The sequence below is a fragment of the Clostridium sp. L2-50 genome (assembly GCF_000154245.1).
Lineage (GTDB): Bacteria > Bacillota > Clostridia > Lachnospirales > Lachnospiraceae > Coprococcus.
Genome location: NZ_DS480321.1, coordinates 133934 through 157879, shown reverse-complemented (window position 1 = coordinate 157879; position 23946 = coordinate 133934). Strand labels below are relative to the sequence as shown.

17 protein-coding genes and 1 tRNA gene are annotated in these 23946 nt (G+C 41.8%); 5 read left to right on the top strand and 13 right to left on the bottom strand.

What is annotated here, in order from left to right:
- Positions 1-72 precede the first annotated feature (72 nt).
- The 3 genes from CLOL250_RS07990 to CLOL250_RS07980 all read right to left on the bottom strand — a co-directional run bounded on the left by CLOL250_RS07990 (position 73) and on the right by CLOL250_RS07980 (position 4970).
- Positions 73-1875 carry a bifunctional homocysteine S-methyltransferase/methylenetetrahydrofolate reductase gene (locus CLOL250_RS07990; RefSeq protein ID WP_008401807.1) on the bottom strand — a complete coding sequence of 601 codons (1803 nt, stop codon included), beginning with the start codon at positions 1873-1875 and terminating at the stop codon, positions 73-75.
- Positions 1876-2153: 278 nt separating this feature from the next.
- Positions 2154-2357, bottom strand: a complete 204-nt coding sequence (locus tag CLOL250_RS07985) for a helix-turn-helix domain-containing protein (protein WP_008401806.1) — start codon at positions 2355-2357, stop codon at positions 2154-2156.
- Positions 2358-2528: 171 nt separating this feature from the next.
- Positions 2529-4970 (bottom strand): LuxR C-terminal-related transcriptional regulator, encoded by a 2442-nt coding sequence (locus tag CLOL250_RS07980; RefSeq protein WP_008401805.1) that lies wholly within the window; start codon positions 4968-4970, stop codon positions 2529-2531.
- 519 nt (positions 4971-5489) lie between these two features.
- Here CLOL250_RS07980 and CLOL250_RS07975 point away from each other — a divergent pair.
- Positions 5490-5563, top strand: a tRNA-Pro gene (locus CLOL250_RS07975).
- Positions 5564-5999: 436 nt separating this feature from the next.
- The gene (locus CLOL250_RS07970; protein ID WP_044945563.1) at positions 6000-6404 is read left to right on the top strand and encodes a hypothetical protein; all 405 of its coding nucleotides are present in this window, start codon (positions 6000-6002) and stop codon (positions 6402-6404) included.
- A gap of 25 nt (positions 6405-6429) precedes the next feature.
- Here the strand turns inward: CLOL250_RS07970 and CLOL250_RS07965 are convergent, their stop codons facing one another.
- The 4 genes from CLOL250_RS07965 to CLOL250_RS07950 form a co-directional block, all read right to left on the bottom strand.
- A complete protein-coding gene (locus CLOL250_RS07965; RefSeq protein ID WP_008401801.1) occupies positions 6430-7728 on the bottom strand; it encodes an ATP-binding protein in 1299 nt (432 codons plus the stop codon).
- A 160-nt stretch (positions 7729-7888) separates the two neighbouring features.
- A complete protein-coding gene (locus CLOL250_RS07960; protein ID WP_008401800.1) occupies positions 7889-8551 on the bottom strand; it encodes an ABC transporter ATP-binding protein in 663 nt (220 codons plus the stop codon).
- 1 nt (position 8552) lies between these two features.
- The gene (locus tag CLOL250_RS07955) at positions 8553-9779 is read right to left on the bottom strand and encodes an FtsX-like permease family protein (RefSeq protein WP_008401799.1); all 1227 of its coding nucleotides are present in this window, start codon (positions 9777-9779) and stop codon (positions 8553-8555) included.
- Positions 9776-10888, bottom strand: coding sequence for an FtsX-like permease family protein (locus CLOL250_RS07950; protein WP_044945561.1), 1113 nt, complete (start codon positions 10886-10888; stop codon positions 9776-9778). The genes CLOL250_RS07955 and CLOL250_RS07950 overlap by 4 nt, the downstream gene beginning before the upstream one ends.
- A 291-nt stretch (positions 10889-11179) precedes the next feature.
- On the opposite strand from CLOL250_RS07950, the gene CLOL250_RS07945 reads away from it, so the two are divergent.
- Together CLOL250_RS07945 and CLOL250_RS07940 are read left to right on the top strand one after the other, a co-directional pair.
- Positions 11180-12502 (top strand): sensor histidine kinase, encoded by a 1323-nt coding sequence (locus CLOL250_RS07945; RefSeq protein ID WP_008401797.1) that lies wholly within the window; start codon positions 11180-11182, stop codon positions 12500-12502.
- A gap of 17 nt (positions 12503-12519) precedes the next feature.
- The gene (locus CLOL250_RS07940; RefSeq protein ID WP_008401796.1) at positions 12520-13248 is read left to right on the top strand and encodes a LytR/AlgR family response regulator transcription factor; all 729 of its coding nucleotides are present in this window, start codon (positions 12520-12522) and stop codon (positions 13246-13248) included.
- Positions 13249-13353: 105 nt separating this feature from the next.
- Here CLOL250_RS07940 and CLOL250_RS07935 read toward each other — a convergent pair whose 3' ends face one another.
- The 5 genes from CLOL250_RS07935 to CLOL250_RS07915 all read right to left on the bottom strand — a co-directional run bounded on the left by CLOL250_RS07935 (position 13354) and on the right by CLOL250_RS07915 (position 21535).
- The gene (locus tag CLOL250_RS07935) at positions 13354-13962 is read right to left on the bottom strand and encodes a phosphoribosylanthranilate isomerase (RefSeq protein ID WP_008401795.1); all 609 of its coding nucleotides are present in this window, start codon (positions 13960-13962) and stop codon (positions 13354-13356) included.
- Between the two features lie 76 nt (positions 13963-14038).
- Positions 14039-15193: an FprA family A-type flavoprotein gene (locus CLOL250_RS07930; RefSeq protein ID WP_008401794.1), complete on the bottom strand. Its 1155-nt coding sequence runs from the start codon at positions 15191-15193 to the stop codon at positions 14039-14041.
- A gap of 155 nt (positions 15194-15348) precedes the next feature.
- Complete coding sequence (locus CLOL250_RS07925) at positions 15349-17904, bottom strand: ABC transporter permease (RefSeq protein WP_008401793.1); 2556 nt, start codon at positions 17902-17904, stop codon at positions 15349-15351.
- 9 nt (positions 17905-17913) lie between these two features.
- Positions 17914-18618, bottom strand: coding sequence for an ABC transporter ATP-binding protein (locus CLOL250_RS07920; RefSeq protein WP_008401792.1), 705 nt, complete (start codon positions 18616-18618; stop codon positions 17914-17916).
- A 283-nt stretch (positions 18619-18901) separates the two neighbouring features.
- Positions 18902-21535: an ABC transporter ATP-binding protein/permease gene (locus tag CLOL250_RS07915; protein ID WP_008401791.1), complete on the bottom strand. Its 2634-nt coding sequence runs from the start codon at positions 21533-21535 to the stop codon at positions 18902-18904.
- Between the two features lie 305 nt (positions 21536-21840).
- Here CLOL250_RS07915 and fba point away from each other — a divergent pair, with 305 nt between their 5' ends.
- Entirely contained in the window at positions 21841-22710 is an 870-nt protein-coding gene (fba, locus tag CLOL250_RS07910) for a class II fructose-1,6-bisphosphate aldolase (RefSeq protein WP_021944348.1), read from the top strand.
- A gap of 152 nt (positions 22711-22862) precedes the next feature.
- Here fba and CLOL250_RS07905 read toward each other — a convergent pair whose 3' ends face one another.
- Positions 22863-23900: a YeiH family protein gene (locus tag CLOL250_RS07905; protein WP_008401789.1), complete on the bottom strand. Its 1038-nt coding sequence runs from the start codon at positions 23898-23900 to the stop codon at positions 22863-22865.
- Positions 23901-23946 lie beyond the last annotated feature (46 nt).

Sequence of the window (23946 nt, the reverse complement as noted above, 5' to 3'; positions counted from 1 at the left end):
CCTCTGTTTCTGTCTTATCTGTCATGTAAGCTTTCCACCATCTAAATTCTTAGCAATGGCGTACTTCTATCATTATCCTAATATCTTTTTCAACATATGAACGCGGTTAAATGGGAATGAAAAATAATATCCGTCTGCAAAATCATCGGTCATTGCCATGAATTCTCTGGCAAGCCGGATACCACAATTTTCTCCTTCTTCTCTGTTCATATCCTCTCTGTAACGATCTATAACTGAATCCGGTATCTCGATACCCGTCATTTCATTCTTCATAAAGACAGCATTTTTCCTGCTGACAAGCGGCATCAGTCCGACAAGGATCGTAGCTCCGGTCTCTTTCTTCATCTGCCTTATAATCTCTGCCTGCTCTGCCGAAAAGATCGGCTGGGTCATAAAAAATGTTGCTCCTGCCGCCATCTTTCTTCGGATTCGTTCTGTCTCTGCCTTTGTATTCATCCGGTTATGATTGATTGCACCGCCATATGTAACCGGGTGCTCGCTAAATGTATCACTGTTCATTTCCTGAACGATCTTCATCATTCCTACAGAGTCGAAATTGAACACGCTCTTTGTCGTCTGACGGAATAATACGGGAACCGGATCACCTGTCAGCAAAAGGAAATTCGTGATATGGTTCAGACTTGCTCCAAGTATCGTGGAACGGATCGCGATCGCATTCTTATCTCTGCAGCAAATATGCGGCATAACGCACAGTCCTGTCTCAAGTCTTATCTTCTCTGCCATCAATACCGAATCGGCTCTGGTTCTTCCCGATGGAGAATCCGGGAAAGTCACGACATCGACTTCTGCATTCTTTAATATATGCGCTGCATCGAGTAACTTCTCATCATCTGCATTTAACGGAGGAACCAGTTCGACTGCAACCAGCTTATGGGACGGATCCTTCACCCGACGCTCCATGAAACCATATGCCGGTTTCTCCGAAGATACAGTTACCTCTGCCACTGTTTCCCTGCTGCCAACCGGATAATCCAGTGATATCCCTGCTGCTATCTTCCGAATATAATCCGGTGTTGTTCCACAGCATCCACCGAAGATGCAGATGCCTGACTCTGCGATCTCTGATATTTTCTCCGCAAAATATTCTGCATTATCCGTAAAGGTCAGACGGTTATTCAGATATTTCGGATAACCGGAGTTCGGGAATACCGAAAGGAATGTAGCATCGTCTGCCGATATCTTCCGGATCAGCTTCTTCATATGGCCCGGTCCGACACCACAGTTTAAGCCGGTGCCATCTATATATCTGCATGCCTCTGCATCCGCGATCAGTCGTTTCGCAGACAGGCCTGTATTGCTATAGCCGAACTGATTGACACTGAAATGTACCAGAATCGTACAGTCATGTGTCTCTTTCAGATATGCGATCGCCGGGAGAATCGTTTCCAGTTCCGGAAATGTCTCAAATAACAGAATGTCGATTCCCTGCTCGATAAATGTCTCTCCGATCATGATATATTCCTTCGTCAGGTTATCGGAATGCGGTACACCCTCGGCGGGGATCGGGCCGATATCTCCTGCAATATAAATCTCATGCTCCGCCTTTTCTGCCGCTGCCTTCGCGCATGTAACTGCCGCCCGGATATTCTCTTTTACCGCTTCTGTATCACTTAAAAGGCTCTTTGTGTTTGATGCAAATGTATTCGTGCGGATAAGCTGTGCTCCCGCTTCTATGTATTCGGTGTGGATGCCAATGACCCGCTCCGGTGCTGTTATATTCGCAAGCTCCGGAAGATTTGAAATCGCAAGCCCTTTTTCCGGCTTACTTCCATCTCCATATAATGACATGTAATAAGTACCAAATGCTCCGTCTGCAATGATTCGTTTTGTCTGTATATATTCTTTCAATCTCATAAAAATCTGTTTATCTCCTTGTCCGTTTCCAAATTCGGCCTATGTGCTACAGTCTGCCTTTGTCTATCATTAGGCGTTTTTTCCACACCATTATATATGGACATCCATCAGAATTCAATGGTATGCCGCCACAAGAGCCAAATGGCATCTGCCACTCCTGTACTTCCAAACAAAACCCGCAAAACATCTTACTTCTTATAACGCAAAAATGATCTGCATACAAGTCTGTCATTTTCTGACTGCCCTTGTATACAGATCATTTCATTTTAATCGGAACTTTATGATACTCTTATCATCTGTTCCTTCTCGGCAACGTACTTCATCATCCGAAGCACATAGGACGGCATCTTTCTTTTTCCGGCCTCCCAATCCTGCACGGTACGATATGGGATTCCATAATAATCGCAGAATTTTTTACGATTCATACCCATACTGTCACGAAGTTTGCGAACCTCATTTCCGTATACTTCTTTCTCATCCATGCTTTTTTCCTCCTTAACCCTTTTGTATTTGTCCCCAAACCAATATATAGTTTAGTTTATATAAATAACGCAGGATTTGCAATACACCTTGCAAAAATGTCTTGTTTTCTGCATTATTTTACCATTTCTTTACCATTTTCGAGGCTGTTTCCCCAAAAATGACATGCAGAATCAGATCAGATTCCTGTTCTTCGCTTCCATAACTGCGCCGGCTTTGTCTTTTACTCCCAGTTTTTTATATGTCTGTGCCATATGATATTTTACATTTGCCTCCGTCATATTAAGCTGCTCCGCAATCTGGATCCTAGAGAATCCCTCTGCCAGAAGTTTGATGATACGGATACCGGTCTCACTTATCCGGACTTCTGCCTTTCCCATTTTCAGATATCCCGGATATGATCTTGCAACACTCTCTGTCTCTTTCATCACCTGTCTATGATACTGACGATTCTTTTTTATAAGTTTCGGATCATCTTCCACCTCTTCCGGTACAAACGGCAATGCTTGAAGCAGCGGATAGACAGCTGCTCCCTCTCTGGAAATCACTCTTACAAAATGATAATCTGCCGCTTCCTTTATCCCTGCCTGCAATTCTTCCCGCCAGGCTTTATTTCCCATACGATACATCGTGATCGCCATCAGTAATCTGCACTCGATCTGAATATAAGTACGTTTCATGACTTCGGCATAATATTGAAGCTTCACCAATAAACTGTATGCCTGTTCATATTTGCCTCGTTGAATGTATACCCGAACCTTTGTAAGATAAATAAATCTGTCATAGATTGAAAATTCCACATTCTCATCTACCGTCTGATCCATCCACCGGTTTACTTCTGCCCATTCGCCCTTATACAGTGCACATCGGGCAAGAAATGTCTGTATGTTCGGCAACAGCTTTACTGCCCCCTCCTTTTCAGCTTTCTCATAAAAGCTTCGGAGAACTTCTTCTGCCTCCTGAACTTTTCCGTTTATAATATGAAGCCATGCAAGGATACCGTCAGCTACAAAGCACTGTTCAATCTTGCCTCCGGCTTCTGCCTGCATACGACCTTTATTTGCAAGGACAGCCACCTCGTAATTGTCTTCGCCTTTTTCAAAAAAGCTCTCTGCCAATGCCAGATTGATCAGCCCTTTGCCGTATTTGCCAAGAACAAATTCCACAAGCTTACCTATCTTCCCTGCCAGTTCGCGATCCCTTCTGCTCCATTCACAGAAATCTTTCCCTCCATTCATCATAGACGGTTGGTTAGAAGTAACTGAAAATTCGCCCAATGTCGCCTGCCTGTCAAATACCAGTCGATATGCATTCTTCATAATACTTATCATATCTGCTGAACCTCTATGAGGCAATCCGATCTCCAGATACAGCAGATTATTCTTTGCTACCTTTCGAATACTGCCCTGATGACTGTCTGCAAATGCCTGCAGCTCCGAATACCAGCGTTCACTTTCCTCCGGATTCAACAACAGCGATTGCAGCATACTCATGCCACACATAAGCTCCGGACTTTTCTTCACGATCTCCTCCGACAACGCAAGATAATATTTCTTCAATTCATAATAATACGCACTGTTTGCTGATTTTCTTGCATTATCGATCAGAATAGATACCATTCGTTCCATCGCGTCTGCTTTCTCGTACATTTCAAGTGCCTGTAAAGGTCTGCCTGCTAACTGATAAAACAATCCTGCATTTTCATATACATTTTTTATCTGTTCTTTTGTATATTTTCTGTTCATTCTGCGCAACATGGATAACCGCATATGATCTCGAAGCTTATAGATTTTTTCTCCGTTTGCTCCCATCTGTTCATCTAAGAAATTACCCATCCATCTTGCATGCTCGATCAGATTCTCTGCATCATTCGCTCCCGTGATCATCTCAGCCAGCCGTATGGTAAATGTATCTACGATCGATATTTTCATCAGAAAATCCTGCATCTGGATATCCCAATTATCGTATACATGGAACTCCAGATAATTCCACATCTGCTCTGTTACTTTTCTTGAGTACTCGTCGTACTCCGGATCGGACAATCCATTTTCATATCCCAGTTCGTAGTACATGGTTGTTGCTACGCTTAATGCAAATGGCATACCATAGGTTTCTCTTGCCAGTCGCTTCTTCTGCTCTTCAGTCAGAACCATCTGTGTCAGTTCTATATATTTCAAGATTGACGGCATATCCATAATAAGCATGCTTTCATCTATAATATAAAATCCTTCCCGGAAGCGCAGTGTTGAAAGCCATGGGGGAACAGGACATCTGCCTGCCAGGATCATCCAGATATCCTCTCTTATAATTAAATTAAAAATTGCGTTTCGGAGTTCATCATCTTCTTCCCATGTAAGCTCATGTATATCATCGATCACAACAATCTTTCTGGCTGTTTCCTCCGGGATCTCAAGGTCCTCTGCCGTTATTTCTCCTGCATGGAACAGGTTGTATTTTCTCTTACCCAGATAATGGGTGATCAACTCACTTTTTCCGGTTCCGCTGACTCCAAATATATATGCGGTTACGTTCTCATCGTCTGCCGTCTTCAACAACCGCCAGGCTTTTTTCGGTTTGATATAGTCGCCTTTTTCTATTGATGGATTTCCGTTCATAACCGCTGTTCCTTTCGTAATTTTTATATAGTGTAAATAATTACACAGCTTTGCCTGCTAGCAGGCATGCTGTCATCCGCTTATTTCTTCTCCGTGAATAACTACGATTTCTCCGTTCTTCGAACTCCCGAAATCGCTTCAGTCATTCGCTTTCCGGACTTTCGTCCTTCATGCTCATGTTTCTTCTCCGTGAATAACTACGATTTCTCCGTTCTTCGAACTCCCGAAATCGCCTCAGCCATTCGCTTTCCGGACTTTCGTCCTTCATGCTCATGTCTGTTTGCCCGGCAAATAATTACACAGCTTTGCCTGCTAGCAGGCATGCTGTGTAATTGCTTGCCGGGGTTATTCACTCATTATATCACTTGTTTTGGCGCACTGTACACTGGACAAACGGCTAGTATTGCACATTTTTTTATTATTTTTCATTCTTTCAAATAAAACACTTGCTTTTTTCAGAATAAATATTTATACTAATACAGGTATTGAGATCCATACATTTGAGTATGGATTTTCTTTCGGCGCGTGGCTCAGCTTGGTAGAGCGCTTCGTTCGGGACGAAGAGGTCGCAGGTTCAAATCCTGTCGCGCCGATTTTTTATGCTCTTTTTTACGCACAGTTATAAAACAATCCGTTTTTCCGAATCTTAAAAATGGAAGAACACATTACCCATTATTACGCAAGACGTTTGCACTCTATTCTAACGCAACGGTGCTAAGTTCCCCGCCTTTGGCGGCTCACTAAGAACCGGCGTTAGAAAAGGCTTGCTGCATAATAGTAATGTATCCTTCCATTTTTGTATTTCAACACAAGAAACGGATTGTTTTATAACCGCGCATACAGGTAAGCGAATTTTTATCTTGTCACCGACAGTATTTTTCTCTGTTTTAAAGTTCGTTTAAGGATTCCCTTTTAGAATACAAGTAAATTAAATAGTTCCTGTACATCTATATCATCTACCTATTATTTCGTAAGTCGTTTCCACTCTAATCCTCGTGCAGCGATATTTACATTACAAATACGAATTGTGTGATCTCTCTTTCCGATGGAACGATCACAAATAAAGACAGCGACAGCTACCTGATGAATATTTGCGGCAACTCCGCTTCCCATGGCTGGGGTACCGCTGGAGCAAATGGCGCACAGGTAACATTTTCCGCAAGCGACCAGACCTTAGACGGTGATATCGTTGTGGATACGATCTCCACGCTTGATATGACATTATCTGATAACAGCACCTTTAACGGAACGATCAACATTATCGATAATGCCGATGGTGGTACTGCTGTCTCCGACAATGCCGTTGTTACGATTGATTCCGGAAGCACCTGGAATCTGACTGGTAACTGCACGATCAGCAGCCTTACCAATAATGGCACGATCAATTTCAACGGCTACACCATCACTCTTGCAGATGGCACGGTGTTGAAGTAAATTTCTGAAAGCACCCTATGGTTACTCATAGGGTGCTGAGAAATTGATCCAGCATATACAATGGAACATTCACCATCCAATCTTGTTTTCTAAATTTCGACATAGAAGATCGTATTGCCATTTCAGGTTTATATTTTTCACAAAAAGCTCGCAAACTCTTTGCTCGTAGGTTTTCTTCTGCTTTTACCTCAATAGGAATACACTGCATCTCCTGTTGTATCAAAAAGTCAATCTCCCCACTGGAATTTTCTGTAGAGTAATAATACAATTCTCTATCAGCTGCTTTTAACTGCTGTGCAACAAACTGTTCTGTCAATGCTCCTTTAAATTCTTCAAAAATTCTACACCCATCCAGCAACACTTTTGCTGCAATATTTCCCTTTGCCCCAAGAAGCCCTACATCAATCATAAACATCTTGAAGCTGCTCATCTCCATATATGCAATCAAAGGAATATCCGGTTTACTAACACGATAACTTTTTATAATCAAACCGGCATCTTCCAACCACTGGATTGCTAATTCAAAATCCTTTGCTCTGGCGCCTTCCCTCACACAACCATAAATAAACTTACGATTTTCTTTTGCAAGCTGAGCCGGAATAGAATTCCATACCATCATAATTCTTGGAATTACATCTCTGGGTGCATGCTTACTAAAATCCTCTTCATAATACTTCAGTAAATTCTTCTGGATTTCTCTTACTTCATTAAAGTCATCTGTATCTAAATATGTTTGAATAACTTCTGGCATTCCACCTATATAGTAATATTTTTTTAATAGCTCCGTATATTTTATAGAATAGGCATTTATCATTTCATAATCACGCGATTGTAATAATTTTGCCAACTCATTTTCACCATTTGCGCATAAAAACTCGCTGAAATTCAAAGGATAAAGCTGCATGAAGTCTACCTTTCCAACAGGAAATGAAGTACCACTATGAAGTGCTACTCCTAATAATGATCCTGCAGCAATTATGGCATATTGTGGTGCATTTTCATAAAAATATTTTAACGATGTAAGAGCCTCAGGCGCTTCTTGTATTTCATCAAATATAATCAATGTATCTGCTGCTTCAAAACTTTTTCCATACTCAATTTTAATAGCAGATACAATACGCGCAATATCAAAATCAATTTGAAATACCCTTTTCATAATTTCATTATTATCAAAGTTAATATATACTGTATTCTTAAAATATCGCGCACCAAATTCCTTCATAATCCATGTTTTTCCAACTTGTCTGGCACCTTGGATAATTAAAGGTTTTCTTTTTTTCTTATCCTTCCATTTTTCTAACTTTATAAATAAATCTCTTTCCATAACTTCATACCACCTTTGCACTTATCCGTAGCAGTTATGCCAATATTATATGCTTTTATTTATATTTTATCAACATTTTTCAGGTGGTAATTTGTTCGTCTATAACATTTTTCAGGTGGTAATTTTTATAAACTCAACAATTTTCAGGTGATAAATATACTCATTCAATTCTTCCATCCTCTATCCTGTACCGGATCGGACACCGCATCGCAACCTTTGGATCATGCGATACGATAATGATCGTTATCCCCTGTCTGTTTAGTTCCAACAATAAATCCATAAGACTATCGGTATTTTCAGAATCTAACGCTCCCGTTGGTTCATCTGCAATGATTATTTTTGCATCCATTGCCAATGCTCTGGCGATCGCAACCCTCTGTCTTTGTCCACCGGATAACTGATTTGTCTTTTTTTGCTCTAGTCCTGAAAGCCCGACAGCCGACAATATCTCCTTTGCTTTATTTTCAAATTTGCGGTTATATCGTCCTCCGATCACTTCGGGCAGACATACATTTCGCAGAACTGTATCGTTTCCAAGAAGTCCAAAATCCTGCATGATCATCCCTATCTTTTGATTGCGTATTCTGCATCTTTCTTTATCAGACATATCAGAAACCAGTTTCCCACAAAAACGATATTCTCCGGAACTCGGCGAATCAATTCCCGCAATAATATGCAGCAGAGTTGATTTTCCGGAACCGGAAGGTCCCGTAATGGCAACCATATCCCCCTCTTCTATTCTCAGATTAATATCCTTTAATGCATGCGTCTCGGTTGCTTTTCCTGCATTATATATTTTTTCAATCTTTTCTAATTCGATCATATCAGTCACCACCCTTTAATAATTCGATCTCTGCCTGTTTTCCGGTTCGCCGGAATCCCATCCATATGCTCAATAGCAGAATGAACAAAAGCACACCTGCTGAAAATCCATAACTAAATATCCCTGTGTATCCGTAACTCTCCTGTATTTTTAATACCGTTTTTGTAAACCATGGATATAAAAGTGCCGCTATTCCAAATGACACTGCCAGCAAAATTGCACCGGATGAGAAAATAACCGCTATCATCTTCTTTCTTGTCATTCCTAATATATAAAATACCGCAAACTCATTTTTCTTCTGTGCGATCATAAGATACAGATACCCTCCATATCCAAACACTGCGATCAAGGTCAACAAAGCAAATGCAAGCACATACCATGCATTTTCTTCCAGCATATTCTTAAAAGCTCCTGCTGCTATCGTACGGTAAGTATTTAAAGTTCCATAATTTCTCATTTTACTTTGCAAAGAGGTTGCCAGATTTTCTCCCGATACATGTTCTTCCGGTTCTATCAGGAAATTAACATTTGTCAAATGATCAAATAATTCATCCATAGCCTTGCCAAATACAATAAATCTGTATTCCGATAAATCTTTCGATGGAACTGCCATATCTCCCAATTCCATGGTATCTCCGTAACTAAAAACCACCGGAACTGCACTGTCTCTCTGCAAGATGCCTGCTACTTCACATGATATTTTTATTGTATCATCAAAAGCAAGACTGATTTCTGTCCTTGTTCCAACCGGTAATTCCTCTGCCATTGAACTGCTAACCAATATAGGAATGCATCCTGCTGATACATTTTCCTGAATTTCCGGTTCTATATTTAATCTGATAATATCTAACATTTCGCTTGAATACATAACCAGATTTGCGCTGCACATCTTCCCATCCGTCTGCATATAAATACCATTTTCAAATGCACATCGATCTACTTTTTTCACACCGTTCGACTCCCGCAGCAGCTCATAAATCTCTTTTGCCGCAGTTCCATTTCCGGCCATTTCCTGCGCATATATTGAATTATTCTTGCTAAAATGAACCATAGAATCAAAGTCTAATGTATATGCCGCTTTTACCTGCTTTTTCTCCATCAGATATGAATCGACCGGTTTTAATACAACAAATGACATTTCAAGCATACATATCAACTGAATGAATAAAACAATCTCCCCAAACAACTTCTTTGTATATAAATACCTGCATATCCGAAGAAAATTCATACGATCTCCCCCTTTGTATATAAACGAACCACCTTTCCCATCGGTCTTAACGTGCATAATATCGAAAATCCAAACATAACAGCTAATATATATATCAGGCTGTCAGGCATTGGGAATGCATTTCCATAGACATATTGAAGTAATGGAAATGTCAGATATTGCAGAATAATCGCAATGATACTGCCAACGCCATAATATAAAAGCCAGTGTCCATATATCAATAACATACACCGTACTTTTGGCATCCCGCACAACCACAAAACGGTGATCTCTTTTTTATAAGTTGTGATCCACTCTGCCATGAGTCTGATCACTGTTATCCCGGCGATCATACACAAAAGAAATGCAAGTATTTCATATTGCGTCCGTCCTTCTTCCAGCACATCATTGGAATTGCTATCGGGTAAATATACCCGCGTCGATGGAAACATATCCTGTATTTTTTCTGCATATTTCTGCAAAACCTCATAAGATGCATAATTGAATTGCGCCAGTATCTGTTCCGGTTGAAATTCTTCTTTATAACATTTATATGGGATCAACATATATTGCATTTCCTCACCGGCTTCTTCCCCTAAAATGTCGATCTGTGACTGTGATGATCTGGCTGAAGCGAAGGACCATGGAACGATCCAGCCCATACCAATTACTTCATATGTATGCTCTCCTGCCTCAAAACTTCCACTTCCGGCTATTGCATTTTTCATATTATCAGATACAAAACCAACATATTCACCTGCTGCCTGTTCCTCTTTGTTAAAAAAACTTCCTGAAGTAATTGGAAACCAATTGTTTCCTTTTGTTCCATCCCAGCCTACCAATATTTTTTTACTTTCCAACCTTGTGAAATATAATACATTTACCATCCCTTTTTTTGAGATGCTGTTCAGATATGCAGACATCTCATCCATATTTATACCGTTTTTCTCGTCTATATCGATCGTCAGAGATGCTTCCGTATTGCTACAGGTAGCCAACTGATACTGTCCAACTGCCAAACCCAGCATGATACTGATGCAATATACACATATGACAACGCCCAACAATAACAACCCGGATATGACAGGATTCATGCTTATGTGTTTCTTTAATACATGTCCGAATATCATAGATATGCCCTCCTTCCTAAATAACCATGCAAGTAAATGATTTTGCAGCCACCTCTCACCCCATACACTTGAAAAATCATCCCTTGCAGGTAAATGGTTTTTCATCATCATATCATCCACATTCCCCTGTTCAAGACGCGCCGGCGCAAACAACATCCTGCCGGATGCAAACAACATACGGAAATGAAATTATAGTCTTCACAGGAAAGGCTGGTATGTTACAATAAATATTGTAGAAGTGTAGATTTATCGAAATGGATATAAACGATATGGAAAAGCGAGGGGATATTTTTGAGTGACTATATTGCAGAATTTATTATAAATATCTGGGTATCATTTCTTTTTCTGATACTTGCAAATGGAAAATTAAACCGGCGAAGCTTCAGATATTCTTATCTGTTACAGATCCTGTCGGTTCTCGTATTGGCAGAATGTGCCTTATTACTGGATGTCATGCAGGCTCCCGTTATCATCAAATCCCTGACTATACTATTGGTCTTACATTACCTGTATACCTGTATATTCTTTACGTTCCAGATCAGCAATCTGTTCTGGGTCGTTATATTCTGCATAGTAGAACTTGCTTCCAAATTCACAGCGACCATATTCCCTGTGGAATGGCTGCACACAGATGCCGATGGGATGCTGACGGATCATGCAGTACAAAGCCCGGTTACAATCCTGTATCTTCTGACCCTTACGGTATTGACATCCATTCTGCTCTGTTTCTCATCCAGAGCCTTCAAGCTCTCACGAACAGAAAAAATAATCTTCGTTCTGTTGTCAGTCTTATGCATCGTGATTGAAAATCTTATCGTTGCCGGTCAGGTAAATATCCATACCGGAAGCCCGGAAACCTATGCAGATCTTCTGTCTGCCATCTGTTTCCTGATCTTGATCTTATTTGTCTCCCTGACAATATACCTGTACCATCTCGGCATAGAACGTGAGAAAAATATCCAGTTGTCCAGACAACAGCTCCTATCAGAAATGGAGCGTAAGCAATACGACCAGATCATCAGCTCCATATCAGAGCTTCGCTATCTGAAGCATGACATCAGCAATCATCTGGACACCCTTCACGCCCTGATGGTAAATCATGCATATCCGGAAGCAGAGGCATTTATCCGGGACCTGACCGCAACCGTAAATAACAACCACTACATTCTTGCGAGCGGCAACTCCACGGTAGACAGCATCCTCACAAATAAACTGATTCAATGTAAATCTGCACAGATTCAGGTTGAATACTCGGTATTTCTGCCGGACAGCATTCCGCTATCGGATATTGAATTATGTTCCTTACTTGGTAATTTATTTGACAATGCCATCGAAGCATGTGAACAGCTTCCGGAAACAGAACAACGCTCGATTGATTTTTCGATGAAACCATTTCAGAATATGCTTTCCATCGTCATAAGCAACCGGACAAATGGATATTACAGAATAGATAAGAAGAATCATTTCCTATCAACGAAAACCATAGAGGATACACCCGAACATGGATTGGGGCTGTCGAGAATCCAAAGTATTGTAAACGATCATAACGGTATTTTTAACATTCAACCAACGACGGATACCTTTATGATCCAGATATTATTGCCACTTAAATGAAAGGATGAACCAATCGGATGAATATAAATATCGCTGTACTGGAAGACATTCCAAAACATTATAAACAATTAGCGGAAGTTATACATAACTGGGCTGAGAAAAAGGAATATGCTGTTTCTGTCAAATGGTTTCACGATGAAACTTCTATTTTAGGATCAGCATTTATGAAAGATTGTAATTTGCTGTTTTCCGATATTGAACTGAAAAATGCCGACACGAATATACCTGCCGATGATCACATCAAAAATGGAATCGATATCTGTACACAATTAAGGAAAAACGGATATCAAGGAGATATTATTTTTCTTACAGCCTTCCGTGAATATGTCTTTGACGGATATCAGGCACAGGCGATCAACTATTTATTAAAACCTGTTTCACCTGAAGCGATCGAACGTTGCCTGGATCAGTATATTTCACTGCATTCTTCAGACTATTATTGCCTGCATAAGGACAATAACATCACACGGATTCCGTTCAATGATATCATTTCCATAAGCAGGCTGGGGCATGACTGCTGCATCACAACAGCTTCCGGCTTATACACAGAACGAACCTCGCTGAAAAACATGGAACAGCATCTGCCCGAACCATTTATACGGTGTCACAAATCCTGCATTGTCAATATAAATCATGTCACCTCCTTATCCGGCTCCACGATCTATCTTGCAAATAAACAGACCCAGACGGTCGGAAGAAATTATCTGGATGACATACGAAAAGCATTGCTGCAAATCGCACAATAAAACAGCACCCTATAAGCATGATACCTTTCAAGCAGTCAATGAAAATAACCAATGTCTGCTCAAAAACGTATCACTGCCCACAGAGTGCCTGAAATAATACATCTTCTACTGATTCTTCACATTCTCCACAAATCTCAGGATCTTCTCCCGGTCTTTGCCGATTCCGGTGTCGTTCTCCACACCGGAGCTGGTGTCTGCACCATCCACATGAGTTGCGGCAAATGCCTCTGCCACATTGTCAGGATTTAAACCACCAGCAAGAAGTGCAAACTTCTCATCGTGCGGAATATCGGAAAGTACAGACCAGTCAAAGGTCTTCCCACTGCCCGGTGTCTGTGCATCAAAGATATATCCTTTTACTATATCAGCCTGATGATATTTCTCATAAGAAGACAGATCATGTACATTAAATGCTTTGATAACAGGAATATGGATCTCCTGCAGCAGTTCCTGGCTGATATCCCCATGAATCTGGATCATCTGGATTCCGGCAGCTTCGATCTCCCGGATCTGATCGAGCGTCGGTTCTACCGTTACCGCTACGGATGTGACCGCAGGGTTCAGTTTTTTTATAAGGGAAGATGCTTTTTCTACTGTGATATTCCGCTTGCTTTTCGGAAAGAACATCACCATTCCCATAAAATCCACGCCGGCTTCATTTACATATTCAACTTCCTGTTCTTCTGTGATTCCACAGATTTTTACCAGATTCATAGCTTCTCCATTCTGTCATTTATATGTACGACCTCTTTATCATAGTGGTAGAACAATACTTCTATATAAGAATCGATTATTTACACAGTTCATCTGCCAGTGCATCGATCTGTGCAAGGCTTGCGTCATTTAATGCCGCCTTGATCTGAACTGTTGTATCAGTAAATGTCAGATTCTTGCTGTTTTCAAACATACCCTTCATAACCTTTGCAGCCATTGGAGCCCATGCGCCATTCTCGATCAGACCGATCGTGCGGTTCTGGAAATTACGCTCTGTCAGGTGATTGATGAACTCTCTCATAAATGGGAAAATGTCACCGTTATAGGTCGTTGTTGCAAGCACCAGTTTGCCATAACGGAACGCATCCTCTACTGCCTCTGCCATATCACAGCGGGCAAGATCATTGACTGCTACCTTTGGGCATCCCTTTTCGGTCAGCTTCTTTGCAAGAAGCTCTGCTGCCTCTTTTGTATGTCCATAGACAGATGTGTAAGCGATCACTACACCGTCTGTTTCTACTCCATAAGATGACCATGTATCATATAAACCGATATAATATCCGAGATTCTCTGTCAGAACCGGTCCATGAAGCGGACAGATGATCTGGATATCCAGTCCTGCTGCCTTCTTCAACAATGCCTGAACCTGTGCACCGAACTTTCCTACGATTCCGATGTAGTAACGGCGAGCCTCACATGCCCAGTCCTCCTCTACATCCAAGGCTCCGAATTTGCCGAAGCCGTCCGCGGAGAATAATACCTTATCTGTGCTGTCATAGGTCATCATAACCTCCGGCCAGTGTACCATCGGAGCCATGACAAATGTCAGCTCATGCTTTCCAAGTGATAAGGTATCTCCCTCTTTCACCATCATTCTTCTATCAGCATAATCTTTTCCAAAGAAGTTCTTCATCATGTTAAATGCTGCCGCTGTTGCAACAACTGTTGCTGTCGGATACTTCTCCATGAAATTTGCAAGATTCGCCGAATGATCCGGCTCCATATGCTGAACCACGATGTAATCCGGTGTCCGGCCTGCAAGCTCCGTTTCCAGCTTTGCTAACCATTCATCCGTAAAATTCTGATCCACCGTATCCATAACGGCAATCTTCTCATCCATGATCACATAAGAATTATATGCCATGCCATTTGGCACAATATACTGTCCCTCAAACAGATCGATCTCATGGTCATTCACACCGATGTACTTAATATCATTTGTAACTGTCATTTTTTCTTCCTCCTGCCACTATATTTTTATTTGTATATTTTTCTATCTGCGGGCTTTTTGTTCACCCACAGTTCTTTATGGTATTTTTTTCATTGCATCAACCGCAATACAGTATCTGTTTTCTATATTTCATGATTTCATTTTTACGCTTTCCCTTAGTCCACTGATTTCAGGGATTCTGCCATATTGATCCGCTCCAGTCTCACCGACATGAACAGGTTGACACAGCCATTAAAAGCAAACGTCAGAATAATGCTGTACACATAACTAAGCGGTGAAATGTAAGTGTCAAATGAAACCATATCCACACGGATCTGATCCATAACAAAGCTATGCAGAAATACTCCGAGCACCAGACCGACCGCTATTCCGATTGCCGTCAGCACCCAGTTTTCACGGAACACATAAGATGAGGTTTCATTTCTGAAAAATCCAAGCACCTTTACGGTTGCAATCTCCCGGATTCGTTCTGTAATATTGATATTTGTCAGGTTATACAGCACGATAAATGCCAGTGCTGCCGCCGACAGGATAACGACCAGAACGATATAGTCCAGACTCTTCATCATATTGCTGATACGTTCGCGCATATCTCCATTCACGACTACTGCAGAAACTACATTTTCTTTCATAAGATCGGCAGCCACTTCATGTGCATCCATATCAGGCTTCAGATTGAAATAGACGGAATGATATACCGGAGCTTCTCCCATCTGATCCATGTATGTTTCCGGCGACAGATATACATAATTATATACATAATTTTCAAAGATGCCGGAAATCTTTGCCTTGATCTCTTTCATATCACTGTTCCGGATCGTAATGGTATCCCCAACGGACAGATCATACCGGGTTGCCAAAGCACTGTTGATAACCGCCTCATCCTTGCCCGGATATGCGACCTTCTCATTCTTACTGTTGTGAAAATCCATATATTTGTCCGAATGCTCCGGTTCTTTCATAATAACTAGATTAATGCTCTTAATGCCATCGGACTCTATCAGATCCCAGCTTGTCTCACCAACAAAATCATAGTCCTGCATATATTTGTCTAATTTATCATACAGATCACCGGCTGCCGCTGATTCCGAACCCGTCTGCGTTGCTTCCTGCTGATCCTTCTGATTTTCCTCAGAAGCTGCATTCGTTTTCTTTACATCATCAACACTCTCTGCAAGGGTCATCGTTCCGTCTAAGATCTGGATCTCATCATACTGACGATCTGCAAAGCCGGCGATCGAATCATTGATACCAAATCCGGTCAGAAGCAGGGCTGTGCATCCGCTGATTCCTATTACCATCATAAAGAAACGCTTCTTATACCGAAAGATATTTCGAACCGATACCTTATGCAGAAATTTTAATCGTTTCCATACAAATGATATTTTCTCAAGGAATACACGTTTGCCCGCCTTCGGTGCCTTCGGCCGCATCAGACCTGCCGCAGTCTCCGACAGCTCATACCGGCAGGTAAACCATGTCGTTCCTACCGAACATGCCAGAGATACCAGCATAGCAATTCCTGCCAGCTTCCAGTCTACAATATATTTTAAGCTAATATTCAGATACATCATATGATATGCTTTCCAGATTACCCGTGGGAATGCATACGTTCCTGCAAAAAAGCCTCCTATACATCCGATAACTGCTGCCAGCCCTGAATAGATCATATATTTGCTCATGATCGTATGCTCACTGTATCCAAGTGCCTTTAGCATTCCGATCATTGTTCGCTGTTCCTCGACCATACGATTCATCGTCGTCATACAGACAAGCACAGCAACCAATACAAAGAACACCGGAAATACCTTTGCTACACCATCCACGATATCGGAATCACTCTCAAAACAGACATAACCGACATTCGTCTCCCTGCCAAGAATATAATAACTGACATCCGGTGCGTCATCTATGGTTACGCCGGCAACCATATCTTCGGTAAGCCCGGTCTGCATCAAAAGCGCCTGATATCGTTTCGTAACACGGTCATGACAGATAGCATCCCAGGCATCCTTTTTCTCGTCCATATAGGTATCGTACGCATCATCGTATAACGCATAGTCCTGATCAAACCTGACATAGACGTCAGTGTAGCATTCACAGTCAAATGCTTCCGGCTTCATATATACAAATCCACTTAATTTACCGGTCCCGAGAGTAGTCGTTCCACGTTCAAAATTAATATAAAGGGAGGACTGTACGGTTCCAGTAACCGTAAATTTCCTATAGCGGAGCTTTGTCTCAGTGGCATCACCATTCGTATCTGCCACGGTAATGACATCACCGATTCTCACATCTGTCAGCTTGTCATCCACTACGCATTCATCATCCGCTTCCGGCAGTCTGCCATCCACCAGACGGATGTCATTCACATGCTCCGGCAATGACAAGGTTTTGAGTGCACGTTCATTATCACCCATACCATCATAAAGCACATCAAATGAATAGCTGCCCTCTGCATACCGGACATCATCCTCACCCGCAAATGCTTCCACATCCTCATCTGTATAGCCAAGCGTAGACACCAGATGCAGATCATAGAATTCCGAATCACTGAGGAAATCCGTAATCGTCTTTACCATAGCCGGCTTGGTCATCTTCAGGCCTGAAAAGAAACCAACACCTAACGCTATGATCGCGAGAATCGCTGCAAACCGTCCAAAACTGTTTTTAATTTCTCGAAATGTCGTACGACGCATCATTGATTTCATAAGACATACCTACCATTCCAGATCTTCTACATTTTTAATGTTATCATTCAGAACAACCTTCTCTACTGTTCCGCTCTTAACTGTGATCACACGATCTGCCATTGCTGTAAGTGCCTGATTATGTGTGATAACGATAACCGTAGTTCCGGTGTTCCTACAGGTATCCTGAAGCAATTTGAGTACGGATTTTCCTGTATTATAGTCCAGCGCACCGGTCGGTTCATCACATAAAAGCAGCTTCGGATTCTTTGCAAGTGCTCTGGCGATCGCTACCCGCTGCTGCTCTCCACCGGATAACTGTGCAGGGAAATTTGCCATACGATCCTCAAGCCCTACCTGCTTTAATACCGTTGCCGCATCTAACGGGTCCTTACAGATCTGTGCCGCAAGCTCTACATTTTCCAGTGCCGTCAGATTCTGCACCAGATTATAGAACTGAAATACAAATCCTACATCATATCTCCTGTATGCCGTAAGCTGCCGCTTGTTCAGCCCGGAGATTTCTTTTCCGTCCAGATATACACTGCCGCCGGACAGCGTGTCCATTCCGCCCAGGATATTCAGAATCGTTGTCTTTCCCGCTCCTGACGCTCCAACAATGACACAGAATTCTCCTTTTTCAATCTCGAAGTTCACATCCCGCAGAGCATGGATCTCAACCTCGCCGGTCTTATATATTTTCTTAACATCCTTAAACTCAACATATGCACTCATGCCGCCTCGCTCCTTTCTATCATGACAGATAATTGTGAATTAAATATTCTCTTTTTTATATGAACAGTATTGACATTACCAACCAGTGGACGCTTCCGCTCGTTTCCCCACTGTGTAACTTCGAACTAACCTCGGTAAACCTCGCTAAGGTCTCAGTTAGCCCTGCAACGGTACTAAGATGCTGCTAATGCACCATCTAAGGACCGGCGGACTCAAATGCCACTGTTTTGGTAATTCAAACTGTTCATATATAACTTATAATTTTTAATTTCACAATTATCTGTTACTCACTTCTAAGTGCTATTACAGGGTCTTTCTTCGCTGCCATCTTAGATGGGATAAGACCGCCGATCAAAGTAAGCACAACACTAATGATCACAAGGATCACCGCACCCTTTACCGGAAGTGAAGATACATTTGGCACATTTACAAATTTCTCTATCACCTTGCTTATCGGGATATTTAACAGCACCGTAACCAGAATACCGATCGCACCGGATACCAGTCCGATAATAAATGTCTCTGCGTTAAACACACGGGAAATATCCTTTTTCGACGCTCCGATACTTCGAAGAATACCGATCTCCTTCGTTCTCTCCAGTACAGAGATATAGGTAATGATTCCGATCATGATCGATGATACGATCAACGAGATAGCTACAAATGCGATCAATACATAAGTGATCGCATCGATGATCTTCGTAACGGAAGATAGCATCAGCCCGATATAATCGGTATAAGTGATCTCGCTGTCTGAATGTGAATCATTATATTTGTCGATCAGATCTGTCAGCTTATCCTTGTCCGCGAATTCTGAACAATACAGGCTGATAACGGACGGCTTTGCCAGATCCGCAAATCCAAGCTTCTCGATATTATCATCATAGGTTGCGGTAGACTGTGCAAAATAGCCCTGTTCCTTTAACATTTCAAATAACTGCTCATCAGACATCTGTGAAATATATGCCTGCTGTTCCTCTGACAGGTTCATGGATGCAACGATCTGCTGCATGTCCACCTGACTCATGTCGATATCTTCTCCGTTTGAAAACGGAAGTCCTGTAAATACATCGGTATCCGGATTGTCAAGCTGCCGTTTTACGATCTCCGATTTTTCATTTTCGGATACAACATACTCTGCAAGTTCAGCGGTATAACCGATCATTCCCGCATCGATCGATGCTGCATAAGAGGATTCGCTCTGACGGATGATACCACAAACCTGAATATCCAGACCTTTGCTGATCACATCTGCCATATAATCTTCATCGGAACTCTTGTCTGCCCATGTTCCGTCTGCATTTTTTTGATAAATGTCACTCGGCAGAATGAGCTTGAATTTGAGATTTAAAAGATCATCATAGGAGAAGCTCATTTCCTCCGGTGCATCGTAATCTTTACCTGCCATGATCTTCGGAACCATCTCTCCAAGATCAGAAGCATTTCTGACACCTAATGTATATAAGGTAAAATCACTGATCTCGTTATTCTTATCAACGACCAGTACAACTTCATTTTTATTCTGAGGCCAGTGTCCTGCAAGCACATCGTACTGCTGTTCCAACAGCTCCCGATTACTCATTAACTGCTTCCACATATCCATGGAATTATTTCCGTAACTGAATGCCGACATGAAGCCTGACAGGGATTTCTGGGATTCTTCCATATCGCCAAATCCCATCTCTCGCATCATGATACTTGGATTTACCTGCTGTGTACCGCCTGCTGCATTTTCGTTAAATACATACATCGGAGTATCATAGGTATACTTGATATCACTCACGATATCCTTGAATCCATTTGTATCATCTTCAATATATTTCTTAAATGTTTCCAGATCGTTTTCCTTTACCTCTGAGAGCATGGACACCATCATATCGCCCATGACATCACCAGAGTATACACGATCCGGGTCATGATCACTCAGATCTTCTTCCTTTGTATTACCCGCCATTTCCGAGATCAGGTCAGAATAATCCATTGCCTTTTTCTGGATCTCGATTGGATAGGATGACAGGGTTTCCTCCTGCACATCATTGATATAGCCCTGGAATCCACTGGATAATGACAGAATCAGCGCGATACCGATGATACCGATACTTCCGGCAAATGCCGTTAAAAGGGTTCGTCCTTTCTTCGTCAGCAGGTTATTAAAGCTGAGGGAAAATGCCGTAAATACAGACATAGATGTCTTTCTCGGTGCATATGCTTCTTCTGATTCTTTCGCTTCGTCTTCATCTGAAAATGGTGCGGAATCATCTATGATCTTACCATCTAACAGCTTCACGATTCTTGTAGAATATTTGTCTGCAAGCTCCGGATTGTGTGTTACCATGATGACCAGCTTTTCTTCTGCGATCTCCTTTAACAGCTCCATGATCTGGACACTGGTTTCGGAGTCCAGGGCTCCGGTCGGCTCATCTGCAAGCAGGATATCAGGATCATTGATCAATGCTCTGGCGATCGCTACTCGCTGCATCTGTCCACCGGACATCTGATTCGGCTTCTTATAGATCTGATCGCCCAGACCAACCTTTTCCAACACCTCTTTTGCACGTTTTCTACGCTCGGATTTGGATACACCGGATAAGGTCAGCGCCAGCTCGACATTTGCGAGAACCGTCTGATGCGGAATCAGATTGTAACTCTGGAATACAAAACCGATCGAATTATTCCGGTATGAATCCCAGTCTCTTGCCTTGAATTCTTTTGTTGATCTGCCATTGATAACCAGATCACCACTCGTATACTGATCAAGTCCGCCTATAATATTAAGAAGCGTTGTCTTACCACAGCCGGACTGACCAAGTACCGATACGAATTCATTCTTTCTGAAATTAATGGAAATGCCTTTTAACGCCTTTACCACTTCATCTCCGGTCTGATAGTCCTTCACAATCTTCTTTAACTGAAGCATATATTGTTTCCTCCACGAATTATATTATAAAAATTTTACCATCCCAGTTTTAGCATTTCAAGGAAATGGCGGATTCTTTTATAAATGTTTTACATAATGATAAAATACTACGCTGCGACATCAGGGTTATTATGGCGCAGTATTTTTTTATTTTTATCAAGTTTTTGTAAATGGCTTTTATTTTGGAAATAAATAATGTATAATGGCGACAGAGTAGGGTTATCTAACCGGATTTTTACATTATAAATGTGGACAATTCGGGCAGATGAAAGCCCAAAATAATTTTTATAATGGAGGAATTTATAATGTTAGTTTCAGCAAAAGAAATGTTGGAAAAGGCTAAGGCTGGAAAATATGCCGTTGGTCAGTTTAACATCAATAACCTTGAATGGACAAAGGCTGTTCTTCTTACAGCTCAGGAACTTCAGTCTCCTGTAATCCTTGGTGTTTCAGAAGGCGCTGGAAAGTATATGACTGGATTTGAAACAGTTGCAGCTATGGTTAAGGCTATGCACGATTCTTTAGGAATTACAGTTCCTGTAGCTCTTCACCTTGATCACGGAACATATGAAGGATGCTACAAGTGTGTTAAGGCCGGATTCACATCTATCATGTTCGATGGTTCACACTATCCATTCGAAGAGAACCTTGCTAAGTCAACAGAGCTTGTTAATGTTGCTCATCAGCTTGGTCTTTCTATCGAGTGTGAAGTTGGTTCAATCGGTGGTGAAGAAGACGGTGTTATTGGTATGGGCGAGTGCGCAGATCCAGAAGAGTGTAAGATCATCGCTGATCTTGGCGTAGATATGCTTGCTGCCGGTATCGGTAACATCCATGGTAAGTACCCAGCAAACTGGAAGGGTCTTTCATTCGAAACACTTGATGCTATCCAGCAGAAGACAGGTACTATGCCATTAGTTCTTCACGGTGGTACAGGTATCCCTGCTGACATGATCAAGAAAGCTATCTCACTTGGCGTTTCAAAAATCAATGTTAACACAGAGTGCCAGTTATCATTCGCAGATGCTACAAGAAAGTACATCGAGGCTGGTAAGGATCTTGAAGGTAAGGGATTTGATCCTAGAAAGCTTCTTGCTCCTGGTTTCGAAGCTATCAAGGCTACTGTTAAAGAAAAGATGGAACTTTTCGGATCAGTTGGCAAAGCTAACGACTAATTTCTTTCGTAATACGAATATCGTATAACAATAATATGCCCCATATGGATTTATTTCACAGACCACTTGTGTTCTGTTGTATAAACCATATGGGGCATATTGCTGTTACAGGTTTTCTGCCATATATGCCCCAAGGGCGTTCTTACATGCTTTTACCAGATTCCCATAACATGCTGCATAAGCAGGCTGACCAAGGTAATGCCGATCCAACAGCATGCACCTAGCAAAATCGGCTTGCCACCGGTTTTGATCAGCTTAATAACATTGCTGTTTAACCCGATCGCCGCCATAGCCATGATAATGAAGAATTTGGACAGCTCCTTTAACGGTGCAAATACATCCGCATTTACGCCCAGACTGATACAGATCGTTGTGATTATAGATGCGATCACAAAATACAGAATGAACATAGGAAATGCTTTTTTCAAGCTGAATCCATTTGTCTTCTGCTCTGTCTTTGCCGCCTGTCTTGCACGAACTGCCGCAAGCACTAATGTGATCGGTATAATTGCCAGTGTTCTGGTCAGTTTTACCGTTACTGCCTTATTGAGAGTCTCACTTCCAAGATTCCACATGCTGTCCCATGTTGATGCCGCCGCTGTTACAGAAGATGTATCATTGATGGCTGTTCCCGCAAATATTCCAAATGCATCACCGGATGCCGTATCAAATCCTATTGCTTTTCCTATGATCGGGAAGAAGATAGCCGCAAGCACGTTAAAGAAAAAGATAACAGAAATAGCCTGTGCGACTTCATCGTCATCTGCATCTATAACCGGTGCTGTTGCTGCGATTGCGGAACCACCACAGATAGAAGATCCAACACCGACAAGAATCGAAGTATTTGCCGGAACCTTCATCACCTTTCGAAGGATCCATGCGATCAATAAGGATGTACCGATCGTACAGATAATGATCGGAAGCGACTGTTTTCCTGTCTGCAGGATTACTCCGAGATTCATGCCAAATCCTAATAATACAACGGCTGTCTGCAAAACAATCTTTGATGTCCATTTGATACCGGCTTCTGCCTTTCCCTTATCCGTCCATACGAGTGCGATCAACATACCGGCTAATATCGCAATGATCGGTCCGCCGACAACCGGAAACCGTTTTCCAATTAACCATGAAGGAACTGCTATGATAAAACACACCAGAATTCCTATCCAGTTTTTCTTAATAAAATTCATTTATTCCTACCTCACTGTGTTTTTTGCGGATGCTATTATAACACCC